The 12,974-nt window shown below is 66.8% G+C and carries 10 protein-coding genes and 1 pseudogene; 7 read left to right on the top strand and 4 right to left on the bottom strand.

Going from position 1 to position 12,974, the window contains the following annotated elements:
• Window positions 1-66: 66 nt before the first annotated feature.
• The 7 genes from trpB (at window position 67) to A5686_RS08810 (ending at window position 8,324) form a co-directional block, all read left to right on the top strand.
• Window positions 67-1,329 (top strand): tryptophan synthase subunit beta, encoded by a 1,263-nt coding sequence (gene trpB / locus A5686_RS08840; protein ID WP_197520529.1) that lies wholly within the window; start codon window positions 67-69, stop codon window positions 1,327-1,329.
• Window positions 1,326-2,141: a tryptophan synthase subunit alpha gene (gene trpA, locus A5686_RS08835; protein ID WP_067933177.1), complete on the top strand. Its 816-nt coding sequence runs from the start codon at window positions 1,326-1,328 to the stop codon at window positions 2,139-2,141. Before trpB ends, trpA begins: the two co-directional genes overlap by 4 nt.
• Window positions 2,138-3,829, top strand: a complete 1,692-nt coding sequence (locus tag A5686_RS08830) for a prolipoprotein diacylglyceryl transferase (RefSeq protein WP_067933175.1) — start codon at window positions 2,138-2,140, stop codon at window positions 3,827-3,829. Before trpA ends, A5686_RS08830 begins: the two co-directional genes overlap by 4 nt.
• A 178-nt stretch (window positions 3,830-4,007) precedes the next feature.
• The gene (locus A5686_RS08825) at window positions 4,008-4,361 is read left to right on the top strand and encodes a DUF2752 domain-containing protein (RefSeq protein WP_067933399.1); all 354 of its coding nucleotides are present in this window, start codon (window positions 4,008-4,010) and stop codon (window positions 4,359-4,361) included.
• Window positions 4,362-4,427: 66 nt separating this feature from the next.
• Window positions 4,428-5,846 carry a pyruvate kinase gene (gene pyk, locus A5686_RS08820; RefSeq protein ID WP_067933173.1) on the top strand — a complete coding sequence of 473 codons (1,419 nt, stop codon included), beginning with the start codon at window positions 4,428-4,430 and terminating at the stop codon, window positions 5,844-5,846.
• Window positions 5,847-5,860: 14 nt separating this feature from the next.
• Window positions 5,861-6,778, top strand: a complete 918-nt coding sequence (locus tag A5686_RS08815; protein WP_067933170.1) for an acyl-CoA thioesterase II — start codon at window positions 5,861-5,863, stop codon at window positions 6,776-6,778.
• Window positions 6,779-6,920: 142 nt separating this feature from the next.
• The gene (locus A5686_RS08810) at window positions 6,921-8,324 is read left to right on the top strand and encodes a bifunctional lysylphosphatidylglycerol flippase/synthetase MprF (protein ID WP_197520523.1); all 1,404 of its coding nucleotides are present in this window, start codon (window positions 6,921-6,923) and stop codon (window positions 8,322-8,324) included.
• Here the strand turns inward: A5686_RS08810 and cydC are convergent.
• From cydC to A5686_RS08790, 4 genes and pseudogenes are all read right to left on the bottom strand, one after another.
• Entirely contained in the window at window positions 8,271-10,037 is a 1,767-nt protein-coding gene (cydC, locus tag A5686_RS08805; protein WP_082947542.1) for a thiol reductant ABC exporter subunit CydC, read from the bottom strand. The two genes, A5686_RS08810 and cydC, sit on opposite strands and share 54 nt — an antisense overlap.
• Window positions 10,024-11,637 carry a thiol reductant ABC exporter subunit CydD gene (gene cydD / locus A5686_RS08800; protein ID WP_067933168.1) on the bottom strand — a complete coding sequence of 538 codons (1,614 nt, stop codon included), beginning with the start codon at window positions 11,635-11,637 and terminating at the stop codon, window positions 10,024-10,026. The genes cydC and cydD overlap by 14 nt, the downstream gene beginning before the upstream one ends.
• Before the next feature lie 62 nt (window positions 11,638-11,699).
• Complete coding sequence (gene cydB / locus A5686_RS08795; protein WP_067933167.1) at window positions 11,700-12,740, bottom strand: cytochrome d ubiquinol oxidase subunit II; 1,041 nt, start codon at window positions 12,738-12,740, stop codon at window positions 11,700-11,702.
• 35 nt (window positions 12,741-12,775) lie between these two features.
• Window positions 12,776-12,974, bottom strand: a pseudogene (locus tag A5686_RS08790) (cytochrome ubiquinol oxidase subunit I); the annotation flags it as partial.

Raw genomic sequence — 12,974 nt, 5'->3', positions numbered from 1 at the left:
TACGTCACTCCAAAAACCCCTGCGCTGATACGTTGAACCCATGAGCCATCCTCAAGTGAAGCCTTGGTGATGGTGGACCTGTCCCGCCCGGACCTTCCGCTCCCGAGCGCCGCCATCGCCGAACCCACCCGCCACGAACCCGATGCGGGTGGCCATTTCGGCGTGTACGGCGGGCGCTACGTCGCCGAGGCGTTGATGGCGGTGATCGAAGAGGTCACCGCCGCCTACGAGAAGGAACGTGTCAACCAGGATTTCTTGGACACCCTCGATTACTTGCAGGCGAATTACGCGGGCCGGCCGTCGCCGCTGTATGAGGCGCCCCGGCTGTCCGAGGAGGCCGGCGCGCGCATTTTTCTCAAGCGAGAAGACCTGAACCACACCGGTTCTCATAAGATCAACAACGTGCTCGGCCAGGCGTTGCTGGCCCAGCGGATGGGCAAGAAGCGGGTGATCGCCGAGACCGGGGCCGGCCAGCACGGCGTGGCGACCGCCACCGCGTGCGCCTTGCTCGGCCTCGAATGCGTGATCTACATGGGCGCCGTCGACACCGAGCGTCAGGCGCTCAACGTGGCTCGGATGCGCCTGCTCGGCGCCACGGTCGTCTCGGTCGAAAGCGGTTCGAAGACATTGAAGGACGCCATCAACGAGGCGTTTCGGGATTGGGTTACCAATGCCGGCAACACCTTCTACTGCTTCGGCACCGCGGCCGGCCCGCATCCCTTCCCCGCGATGGTGCGCGACTTTCAACGCATCATCGGCCTCGAGGCGCGGGCCCAGATTCAGGCCCAGGCGGGCCGGTTGCCCGACGCCGTGGTCGCCTGTATCGGCGGCGGTTCCAATGCCATCGGCATCTTCCACCCATTCATCGACGACCCGAACGTGCGGTTGATCGGATTCGAGGCGGCCGGTGACGGTGTCGAAACTGGAAGGCACGCTGCGACATTCACCGGTGGCTCACCCGGTGCGTTTCAGGGATCGTTCTCGTATCTGCTGCAGGACGAGGATGGGCAGACCATCGAATCCCACTCCATCTCAGCGGGTCTCGATTATCCGGGAGTGGGTCCAGAACACGCGTATCTGCGCGAGACTGGGCGCGCCGAGTACCGTCCGATCACCGACTCGGAGGCAATGGATGCATTCCGCGTCCTGTGCCGAACGGAGGGGATCATCCCGGCGATCGAATCGGCGCACGCGGTGGCCGGTGCTCTGAAATTGGGCCCCGAAGTAGGGCGGGGCGCAATCATTGTGGTGAACCTGTCCGGGCGCGGGGATAAGGACGTCGAGACTGCCGCGAAATGGTTTGGGCTGTTGGGATCCAGCGATCGATGACGGTCAAACACGGCGAAACGGACAAGCTCGAATCGATCTTCGACGGCTGCCGCAACGACAACCGCGCGGCGCTGATCGGCTATCTGCCCACTGGTTACCCCGACGTGCCGACGTCGATGAAGGGGATGACGGCACTGGTCGAGTCGGGTTGCGACATCATCGAGGTCGGGGTCCCCTATTCGGATCCAGGCATGGACGGCCCGACCATCGCCAGGGCCACCGAGGTCGCGTTGCACGGGGGAGTGCGCGTTCGCGACACCCTTGCCGCGGTCGAGGCGATCAGCGCGGCCGGCGGTTGCGCCGTGGTGATGACCTACTGGAACCCGGTGGTGCGCTACGGGGTTGACGCGTTCGCACGCGATCTGGCATCGGCAGGCGGGTACGGACTGATCACCCCCGATCTCATCCCCGATGAGGCCGGGCAGTGGTTGGCGGCTTCCGACGAGTATGGGTTGAACCGGATTTTTCTGGTCGCGCCGTCCTCGACACCGCAGCGGTTGGCGATGACCGTCCAGGCGTCGCGCGGCTTCGTCTACGCGGCTTCGACGATGGGGGTGACAGGGGCGCGTGATGTCGTGTCCAACGCTGCGCCCGAATTGGTGAGCAGGGTCAGGGAGATATCCGACATACCAGTCGGCGTCGGTCTCGGGGTGCGGTCGCGAGAACAGGCGGCCCAGATCGGCGGCTACGCCGACGGTGTCATTGTGGGGTCCGCGCTGGTGTCGGCGCTGGGAGACGGAGGGTTGACTGCATTGCGTGCACTGACTGAGGAACTCGCCGCCGGTGTTCGTCAGAGGGTGGCCGCCTCGTGACGAAGCTACTGGCCTATTTTCCGAGCCCGTCGCAGGGTGTGTGGCACCTCGGGCCGCTGCCGATCCGGGCCTACGCACTGTTCATCATTGCTGGGATCGTGGTGGCATTGCTGATCGGTGACCGGCGCTGGGAAGCCCGCGGCGGCGAGCGCGGCGTGATCTACGACATTGCGCTGTGGGCCGTGCCGTTCGGGTTGATCGGTGGTCGGCTCTACCACCTGGCCACCGACTGGCGCACGTATTGGGGCCCCGGCGGCGCGGGACTCGGGGCGGCCGTGCGGATCTGGGACGGCGGCTTGGGCATTTGGGGTGCGGTGGCGCTCGGAGGTGTCGGCGCCTGGATCGGATGTCGCCGGCGTGGGATTCCGCTTCCGGCCTTCGCCGACGCGCTGGCTCCGGGAATCATTCTGGCGCAGGCCATCGGTCGGCTCGGCAATTACTTCAACCAGGAGCTCTACGGCCGCGAGACCACCCTGCCGTGGGGCCTGGAGATCTTCAACCGCCGAGACGCGTCGGGATTTGAGAGCCCGCATTTGCTGGACGGTGTCTCGACGGGCCACGTCGCATTCGTGGTGCAGCCCACGTTTCTTTACGAATTGATCTGGAATGTGCTGGTTTTCGTGGCGCTGATCTACGCCGACCGGCGCTTCAATCTTGGCCACGGCCGACTGTTCGCTCTATACGTCGCGGGCTACTGCGTGGGGCGGTTCGGTGTCGAGCTGCTGCGCGACGACACCGCCACCCTCATCGCCGGCATCCGGATCAACTCGTTCACATCCACTTTCGTGTTCATCGGGGCCGTGGTGTATCTGATGGCGGCGCCGAAGGGCCGCGAAGATCCCACCAGCCTGCGCGGCAACGAGTTCGAGGAGGAAGCGGCCGACGCCGAGTCGGAGGATGAACCCGCAACCGTGGCCGCCGCGACGGCCGCGGCGGGCGCTGCGGCGGCGACCGGCGCGTCGGCAGGCTCGGCGGAGACGGCGGAGGCTGACGACACCACCGCCGCCGGCGCGGAAGCCGAAGAACCGGTGGCAGACTCGACGGAAGCGGCCGCCGAGGTGGAGCCGAGCGAGGCCGGGACAGACGAGCTCGAGTTCGAGACGGACGCCGAGCCCGAAACCGAGGCCCTGGCCGAGGGCTCCGAGTCGGGCGAGCCGGTAGCCGAGGCTGAAGAGCTCGAAGCGCAGCCGGAAGGGGCAGAAGGGGAAGAGCCCGAAGCCGCCGCCGACGAACCTGAAGCCGGAGCCGCGGAGTCCGAGGAGTCCGCAGCGGAAATCGAGGAGCCGGAAGCGGAAGCCCGAGCGGCAGCAGAGGATTCCGAGGCCGAGGGGTCCGGAGTCGACGAGCCCGAGGCCGAATCCGACGAACCGGCCGCAGAGGCCGAAGCCGAACCGGCCGCAGAGGCCGAAGCCGAAGAACCGGCCGAAGAACCGGAAGCCGAGCCCGAAGCCGAAGAACCGGAAGCCGCAATGGAAGACGGGCTCGTTGAGGAGGAGTCGGACGACGAGCCTGTTTCCGAGTCAGCCGAAACACCCGACGCTGAAACGCCCGACATCGATTCGACGGCGCCCACCGAATCCGAAACTGAAAAGGCCTCCGCTGAAGAACCTGCCGAAACACCGTCGGCCCAGCGGGAACCCCGTCGGCGATGGGGTTCGCGACTGAGAAACCGGTTGTCGGGTCGTTAACCGCCGCCGTGGCCCCGTTTGGCACGGTGGTCCGCAACGGATCTGGCATGCTGAAAAGCGTGACCAAGACAAGGTCAGCGGACGAGTGATGCAACCTCATCCACCCGCGCATGCTCCGGGACAGCCTCATCCGCGCGGCCCGTGGCGGCAGCGCCTTGTGATCGGGGCCGGTACCGCCGTGGCCCTGGGTGGCGCCCTCGGCTATGTCGCGCTGGCCGACCCACACAGCCCCAGTTCGGTCTACCCCGCATGCCCGTTCAAGTGGCTGACCGGCTGGAATTGCCCGTTTTGCGGTGGCCTGCGGATGACGCACGACCTGTTGCACGGTGACTTGATGGCCGGCATCCACGACAACGTCTTCCTGCTGGTGGGGATCCCACTGCTGGCCGCATGGATGATGGTGCGCCGCGCCCGCGGCAAGGGGCTGCCGCCCACGGCCGCGTCGCTGACGCTCGTGGTCGCGACGATCGCCTGGACGGTGCTGCGTAACCTGCCCGCCTTCCCGTTGTTTCCCACCGTTCTTGGTGGGTAAAAGCACACTGCGCCGCCGCGCTTATGTGCGGGCCGCGGGGGTTACACGCGACTATGCTGGGTCGGCGTGAGTAGGCGCGGAAAGATCGTCTGCACCCTTGGCCCTGCGACCAGTTCGGATGAATCGATTCTGGCCCTGGTTGGGGCGGGAATGGACGTCGCCCGGTTGAACTTCAGCCACGGCGACTATTCCGATCACAAAGCCGCCTACGAGCGCGTCCGCTCCGCGTCCGACGCCACGGGCCGCGCCGTCGGCGTGCTCGCTGACCTGCAGGGCCCCAAGATCAGGCTGGGACGTTTCGCCACCGGGCCCACGTACTGGGCCGACGGTGAAACGGTGCGGATCACCGTCGCCGACTGCGAAGGCGACCACGACCGGGTGTCGACCACCTACAAGAAGTTGGCCGAGGACGCCGCCGTCGGTGACCGGATTCTGGTCGACGACGGCAAGGTCGGACTGGTCATCGACGCCATCGATGGCGACGACGTCGTCTGCACGGTCGTCGAGGGTGGACCGGTCAGCAACAACAAGGGCATCTCGCTGCCCGGCATGAACGTGTCCGCACCGGCTTTGTCGGAAAAGGATGTCGAGGACCTCACCTTCGCGCTCGAACTCGGTGTCGACCTGATCGCGCTCTCCTTCGTGCGTTCGCCATCCGACGTCGAGTTGGTGCACGAGGTGATGGACCGCGTCGGCCGGCGGGTGCCGGTGATCGCGAAGCTGGAGAAGCCGGAGGCCGTCGACAATCTGGAAGCCATCGTGCTGGCCTTCGACGCGATCATGGTGGCCCGTGGCGACCTGGGCGTCGAACTGCCCTTGGAAGAGGTTCCGCTGGTGCAGAAGCGGGCTATCCAAATGGCCCGGGAGAACGCGAAACCGGTGATCGTGGCGACCCAGATGCTCGATTCGATGATCGAGAACTCGCGACCGACTCGCGCCGAGGCGTCTGACGTCGCCAATGCCGTCCTCGACGGCGCCGACGCGGTGATGCTGTCCGGGGAAACCTCGGTGGGGAAGTATCCGCTGGCGGCGGTTCGGACGATGGCGCGCATCATCTGCGCGGTCGAGGACAATTCCACGGCCGCGCCGCCGCTGACACACGTGCCGCGCACCAAGCGCGGGGTGATCTCCTACGCAGCCCGTGACATCGGCGAGCGGCTCGACGCCAAGGCGCTCGTCGCATTCACCCAGTCCGGCGACACGGTCAAGCGACTGGCGCGCCTGCACACCCCGCTGCCGCTGCTCGCCTTCACCGCGTGGCCCGAGGTCCGCAGCCAGCTGGCCATGACCTGGGGCACCGAGACGTTCATCGTCCCGATGATGACCTCTACCGACGGCATGATCCGCCAGGTCGACAAGTCGCTGCTGGAGCTCGGCCGCTACAAGCGTGGCGACCTGGTCGTCATCGTCGCCGGTGCGCCACCTGGCACAGTAGGGTCAACCAACCTCATCCATGTGCACCGGATCGGGGAGGATGACGTCTAACTAGAGGAGAACGTGTGGCGGCCGGCTGTGAGTCTCGAGAGCCCCGAGAAGCCGCGCCACCGACCCACTCGGACTTCGCCGAGCTGCTGGCGACGCTGGACCTCGATCGTGTCGACGACGACCTGTTCATCGGCTCGCATCCGAGCAAGAACCCGATGCGCACCTTCGGTGGCCAGCTGATGTCGCAGTCGTTCGTCGCGAGCAGTCGCAGCCTGGTTCGCGGCGACCTGCCGCCGAGCGCGATGTCGGTGCACTTCATCAACGGGGGAGACACCACCAAGGACATCGAGTTTCGCGTGACCCGGCTGCGCGACGAGCGCCGCTTCGCCAATCGGCGCGTCGATGCGATGCAAGCCGGCACGCTGCTGTCCTCGGCGCTGATCTCCTACATGGCCGGCGGCCGCGGCCTCGAGCACGGCGTCGAGGCGCCGAAGGTGGCCGAGCCGCACACGCAGCCCACGATCGGCGAGCTGTTGCGTGGCTACGAAAAGACCGTTCCGCACTTCGTCAATGCACTGCAGCCCATCGAATGGCGTTACACCAACGATCCGGCCTGGGTGATGCGCACAAAGGGCGACCGGCTTCCGCACAATCGCGTCTGGGTCAAGTCACTCGGGGATCTTCCCGACGATCCTTTATTGCACACGGCAACAATGGTGTATTCGTCGGATACCACGGTATTGGACTCGGTTATCACAACGCACGGTCTTTCCTGGGGATTCGACCGCATATTCGCCGCGTCGGCCAATCATTCCATTTGGTTTCACCGGCAGGTCAACTTCAACGACTGGGTGTTGTACTCCACATCGTCGCCGGTAGCGGCCGATTCGCGCGGGCTGGGCACCGGGCACTTCTTCGATCGGTCCGGGCAGCCGCTGGCCACGGTGATGCAAGAGGGCGTACTCAAATACTTCCCGTCATCCCGCCGGTAAAAACGTGATGGAATAGCTGCGAAATCTCCCGCCCGAATTCGGCCCCGAAACTGTGGTGTCCGGGCGTAGCTTTGACGTAGCCGGGTATTCGGTGCAGCGGCGGCAATCAAGCCACCAGGCTTTGGCAGCGCATCGGGAGGTGATGGTGAACGGCTCAGTGGCGGACTTCACGGTAGCAAGGCCCCGCGTGCGCGAACGCGTTGTGGTTTCGGTCGATTCACTCGCGGCCCGCTTGATCGCCGCTTTGGCGCTGTTCTGCGCCGCATGCTGGTTCATCGGCGTACTCGCTCGGCACCACACTCAGCCGAACTGGGAATACAGCGACCGGTTGGCGTGGTCGCTGACTGTGCTGGTGGCGGTGGCCTGGATGGCTCGTGGCATCTTCCTGGGGCGGCCGGTCACGACGATGCATGCCACCGCTGCCGCCCTTTTCGTGCTGGCCGGCCTCGGCCTCCATGTGCTGTCGTTCGACCTGTTGGGCGACCTGGTGATCGCCAGCTCGGGCATGGTGTTGATGTGGCCGACCACTTCCTATCCGCGGTCCGGTGACCTGCCGCGAGTGTGGAAGTTGGTCAATGCCACCGCCGGCGACGCGCTCGCGCCGTTCACCATGCAGACCGGCAAGAGCTATCACTTCACCGCCGACGGCACCGCGGCGTTGGCGTACCGCACGCGGATGGGAATCGCCGTGGTCAGCGGTGACCCGGTCGGTGACGAGGCTCGCTTTCCGGAGCTGGTCGCCGATTTCGCCGCCACGTGCCACACGCACGGGTGGCGCATCGCCGTGGTGGGCTGCGGTGAGCGGCGTCTGAGCCTGTGGAGTGATTCGTCGGTGTTGGGACAATCGTTGCGGCCCATACCGATTGGCCGTGACGTGGTGGTCGACGTGTCCGGCTTCGATATGGTGGGCCGCAAATTCCGCAATCTGCGGCAAGCGGTGAAACGCACCCACAACTGCGGTGTGACAACCGAAATCGTGTCGGAGCAGGAACTCGACGACAAGCTGCTGGCCGAGCTGACCGAGGTGGTGCGCGAGTCATCCAAGGGGGCCCGCGCCGACCGCGGATTCCACATGAACCTCGACGGCGTTCTGGAAGGCCGATTCCCCGGCATCCGGCTGATCATCGCCAGGGACAAGGCGGGCACCGTGCAGGCGTTTCACCGGTATGCCACGGCCGGTGCGGGTAGCGACATCACCCTCGACGTGCCGTGGCGCCGGCGCGGTGCGCCCAATGGACTTGACGAGCGCCTCAGTGTCGACATGATCATGGCGGGCAAAGCGACTGGGGCGCAGCGGGTATCGCTGGCGTTCGCCGCGTTCCCCGAAATTTTCGATGACAAGAACCGGGGCTGGATCCAGCGCGTCTTCTATCGGTTGACCCACGTTCTGGACCCACTTATCGCCCTCGAGTCGTTGTACCGGTATCTCCGCAAATGGCATGCGCTTGACGCGCGGCGCTACGCGCTGATCTCGATGACGCAGATCGTCCCGCTACTGTTCGTGCTGTTGTCGCTGGAATTCATGCCGCGCCGGCGACACCTCTGAGTGCGCTCGGGTCTGTTCATCGACGATCAATTGCCGACAGCCCAGCCCCTCGGGCAGGTGGTGAGTGGCCACCACCACCGTCCGCTGCGGGGACATCAAGCCACCGTTCGGGGCCAGCAGATCTCGCATAATCTGTTCCCCGTCGGTGACGTCGAGGTGTTCGGTGGGCTCGTCGAGCAGCACGATCCCCGCGGGCGAGATCACCGCCCGGGCGAGCAACAGCCTTCTGCGTTGGCCAGCCGAAAGGGCTTGCGCCCCACCCGTTAGCACCGTGGACAAACCGTCGGGCAGACCGGCGACCCACGCGCCCAGGCCAACGGCTTCCAGCGCTGAAGCCAAGTCGTGGTCTGGGCAGTCGCCGCGCGCAACCAACAAGTTGTCGCGGATGGTGGTGGCAAAGATATGGGCGTCCTCAGCGAAGAACCCGATCGCCCCGCGCAAATCGACTTCGTTGAACTCGCTCACGTCGGTATCGTTCAGCCACACCTGCCCGTCCAGTGGCGGCAGCAGGCCGGCGAGCGTCATCAGTAGGGTCGTCTTCCCGGAACCGCTGGCGCCGGTGACGGCCAGTCGCGAGCCCGGTGGCAGGTGCACATTGATGCGGGTCGAGCGCGCCGCGCCATCGTGGCCCGAACACACGTCGGCGGACAATTCCGCGCAAGCGCGCGACTGGCCCGAGCCGATGGGCGCGCTCGCCGTCGCGTTCTCGGGGCCGGGCGGAGTCAGTTCGAGCAGTCGGCGCGCGGCGATCCGCGACCGCGTCAATTGAACGGCGGCGGCCGGCAACGGCGTCATCGCCTCGAAGGCGGACAGTGGCAGCAGCATCAGCACGGCCAGCGTGGTGGGCGCCACAGCATGCGCCAACCCGATTCCGGACACCACCGCGCCTAGCACGCTGGCTCCGATCGCCGCGGTGTGCATCGCCTCGGCGATCGCGGCCGGCTTGGCTGCGGTGTCCAGCGCGTCGCCCCACGCGCGTTGACGGCGTTGTGATTCGGCGACGACATCGGGAAGCAACCCAGCCACCCGAAGCTCGGCCGCGTGTTCGAGGGCGATCATCGCCGAGGTGTCACGCTCAGAATGATGCTGCCGCGCAACGTCTTCCTGCGTAGCGGCGGCCCGACCTGCGAGTTGGGGGGCCACGAAACCGGCGACCAGCAGGCAGATGGCCAGCACGACGGCCGCCGACGCTGAAATGGCGGCGACGGCCGCTGTTGCGGCCAGCGCCAGCACCGCTGCGACGCCGATCGGCACCAGGGCGCGCACCAGGACGTTGGCCAGCTCGTCGACGTCGGCGCCGACCCGGGCCACCAGTTCACCGCTGTGCAACCGGGCGGTGGCCGCCGCCGGCCCGCGCGCCAGCCGCTGGTAGAGCTGTACCCGCGCGGTACCGGCCGCGCGCAGGGCAGCGTCGTGGGTGGCCAGTCGCTCGCAGTAGTGCAGCACGCCTCGCGAAATTGCGAACATGCGGACGGCGACGGCCGCCACCGACAGATCCAGCACGGGCGGCATCTGCCAGGCCCGTGTGATCAGCCATGCCGAAACGCCGGCCAGGGCCAGCGCACTACTCAGCGAGAGCACCCCGAGCGCAATCGCCGCCAGGACGCGGGGTAGCCGCGGGCGCAGCAGATCGGCGGCGGCCAGCAGAGGCTCATCGCGGCGCCCCACTGCGGCCTTGTGGCTGCGACGTGACGCGGAATCAGGCCGGGACATAACGCACCGTCCGGTCGGCGACGACCTCGACGACCTGGTCGCCGATGGCCAGGACGGGCGCACGGTGGCCGACCACGATCACGGTCGCACCGGCACGCGCCCGCTCGACGATGGCCCGCAAGACGCGTTGCTCGGTGCTTGCGTCCAGGTGTGCCGTCGGCTCGTCGAGCAACAGCACGGCGGCTTTCGAGCCGAGCGCGCGGGCCAGACCCAGCCGTTGTCGTTGTCCGAGTGACAACCCGACACCGCCGCGCCCGATCACGGTGCTGCCCGCAGCTGGCAGCTCGGCCAGTACCGCGTCGAACCCCGAATCGGCACAGGCCTTTTCGGCATCATCAAGGCATCCGAGCAGCGCCAGGTTCTCATCGACGGTGCCCGGCACGAGCACCGGGCGTTGCGGAAGCCAGGACAGCTGCGCCCACCATGCGGCCGGCTCGAGGTCGGCGACGTCGACACCCCCGACGACGACCCGGCCCGACGAAGGCACGCTGATGCCGGCGATCGCCTGCAACGTGGTGCTCTTGCCGGCGCCGTTGGGCCCGGTCAACACCGTGACCGCGCCGGGTTGGATGACCGCGCTCAGATCGCGGGGCGCCTGGCCGTCGCGGCCATCCACCGTCAGTTGATCGAGGCGAATCAGCGCGCCGCGTGCGGTAACCGTGTGAGTCCCGGCCTTTGGCGCGCTCAGCTCGCCGATGAGGGCGAACGCCGCACCGGCGGCGGTCCTGCCGTCTTGTGCGGCGTGAAACTCCACGCCGATGCGGCGCAGCGGCCAGTACACGTCGGGCGCCAGTAGCAGGACGGTCAAACCGGTGGTCAGGGTCATCTCACCGAACACCAATCGCAGGCCTATCCCGACGGCGATCAACGCCACCCCGAGCGTGGCCAAAAGCTCCAGCACCAGGGCCGACAAGAACGCAATCCGCAGCGTCGCCATGGCCGAACGGCGATGCGCGGCAGCCAGTTCGGCGATGCGGTGCTCGGGCCCCGAGCAACGCCCGAGCGCGCGCAGGGTGGGGATGCCGGCGATCAGGTCCAGCAATCGGGCCTGCAGCGTCGTCATCGCGGCCAGCGCCGCGGCCGATCGGTCGGCCGTTGCGAGTCCGATCAGCACCATGAAGATCGGTATCAGCGGCAGCGTGATCGCCACGACCACCGCCGATTTCAGATCGTAGGCCGCGATCACGGCGACGGTGGCCGGGGTCAGGATCGCGGCGAGGAGCAACGTCGGCAAGTAGCCGGTGAAATAGGGACGCAAGCCATCCAGCCCCCGGGTGACCACGACGGCGGCGGAGTCGCGTTGTGTTGCGAGCTCACTCGGTTGGCGGGCGGTCACCGCGGCAAGCACCTGCCCGCCCAGATCGGCGATGACCGCGCTGGCTCCGCGTTGCCCCAGCCGCGCCTGCAGCCAATGCGCCAACGTGCGGATTATCCACAGCGCCAACATTATTGACAGCGGGCCCAGGAAGACGCGCACGCTCCGGGCGGCGGGATCGCCGACGGCCCGGGCGACGACGCCAGCCAACACGATCGCCGAGCCGATCGCGCAGCCGGAGATCAGGCCGCCGCAGCCGACCACGCCGACCAGGTAGCGACGCACCGCCGCCGACGCCCGCCACAATCGGGGGTCTAGCGGCGCCCGGCCGGCGCGGTCCGTACCGCTCAGGACACGCGCCTTGCCAGGCCGATGGGCGCGGGTATCCGGTCGGCCGAGATGCGTTGCCGGAATATCCAATACGACCAGGCCTGGTAGATCACCGTCAGCGGAGCCATGAAAGCCGTCACCCACGTCATGACTTTGAGGGTGTAGTTGGTGGACGAGGCGTTGTGGATGGTCAGGCTCCACTGCTTGTCCAGCGTCGAGGGCACCAGGTTCGGATACAGCGCGGCGAAGAGCAGGATCACCACGGCCGCGACCACCAGGGCGACGCAGGTGAATGCCCACCCGTCGGAGGTGCGCCGCCACACCAGCAGCACGGCCGCCAGTTGCGCCAGCACCGCTGCGCCCAGCACCACCCAGCTCCAGTCCTTCCCATGAGCCAGCTGCGTCCAAAGTCCAAAGGCCGCTACCAGTCCGGTGACGGGAAGGGATAACCATACGCCGAAGCGGTACGCGTCCTCGCGGATTGCGCCGGATGTCTTCAACGCAACGAACGTGGCTCCGTAGAACAAGAACAATCCGGCGGTGGCCAAGCCACCCAGCACCGTGTAAGCGTTGAGCACATCGGTGATCGAGAGGTGAATGTGGCCGTTCGCATCGACCGGGAGCCCGCGCACCAGGATCGCGAACGCGACGCCCCACAAGATGGCCGGCAGCCACGACCCGGCCGCGATGCCGACATCGGCCCAGCCGCGCCATTTGGTGTCATCGATCTTGCCGCGCCACTCGATCGCCACCGCGCGCACGATCATCCCGAACAGGATCGCCAACAGCGGCAGGTAAAGCGTGGAGAACACGGTGGCATACCAGCCGGGAAAGGCCGCGAACATGGCCGCGCCGCCGACGATCAGCCATACCTCGTTGCCGTCCCACACCGGTCCGATGGTGTTGAGCGCCGTGCGGCGCAGCGGTTCGGGCTCACCGATGCCGACGCGCGCGAACGGTTCCATCAACATGCCGACGCCGAAGTCGAAGCCCTCGAGGATGAAGAATCCCAGGAACAGCACCGCGATGATGCCGAACCACAGCTCTTGCAATCCCACAGTCTCAACTCCTTTCGTCGTCGGGTAAGCCCTCGTCAGTACGCGAAGGACAGAGGTGCCACCTCGTCATCGCTGGGCGCCCGCGGGGGAGCGGGTTCCGCGTCGTGTTCCAGCGGCCCTTCGACGACGTAGCGTCTGAGCAGGAAGAACCAGAGGACCGCGAGCACCGCGTAGACGAGGGTGAAGGTCGCCAGTGAAGTGATAACCATGCCGGGCACATGGTTCGACACCCCT

Origin of the sequence: Mycobacterium sp. E2479, assembly GCF_001667925.1 — a bacterium.
Classification (GTDB): domain Bacteria; phylum Actinomycetota; class Actinomycetes; order Mycobacteriales; family Mycobacteriaceae; genus Mycobacterium.
This window is presented reverse-complemented; position numbering and strand designations above follow the sequence as displayed.

Excerpts from the sequence above, each read along its gene's own strand:
- A5686_RS08810 (WP_197520523.1), top strand. The coding sequence starts at position 6,921 with ATGGTGAACGGCTCAGTGGCGGACTTCACGGTAGCAAGGCCCCGCGTG.
- trpA (WP_067933177.1), top strand. The coding sequence starts at position 1,326 with ATGACGGTCAAACACGGCGAAACGGACAAGCTCGAATCGATCTTCGAC.
- cydC (WP_082947542.1), bottom strand. The coding sequence starts at position 10,037 with ATGTCCCGGCCTGATTCCGCGTCACGTCGCAGCCACAAGGCCGCAGTG.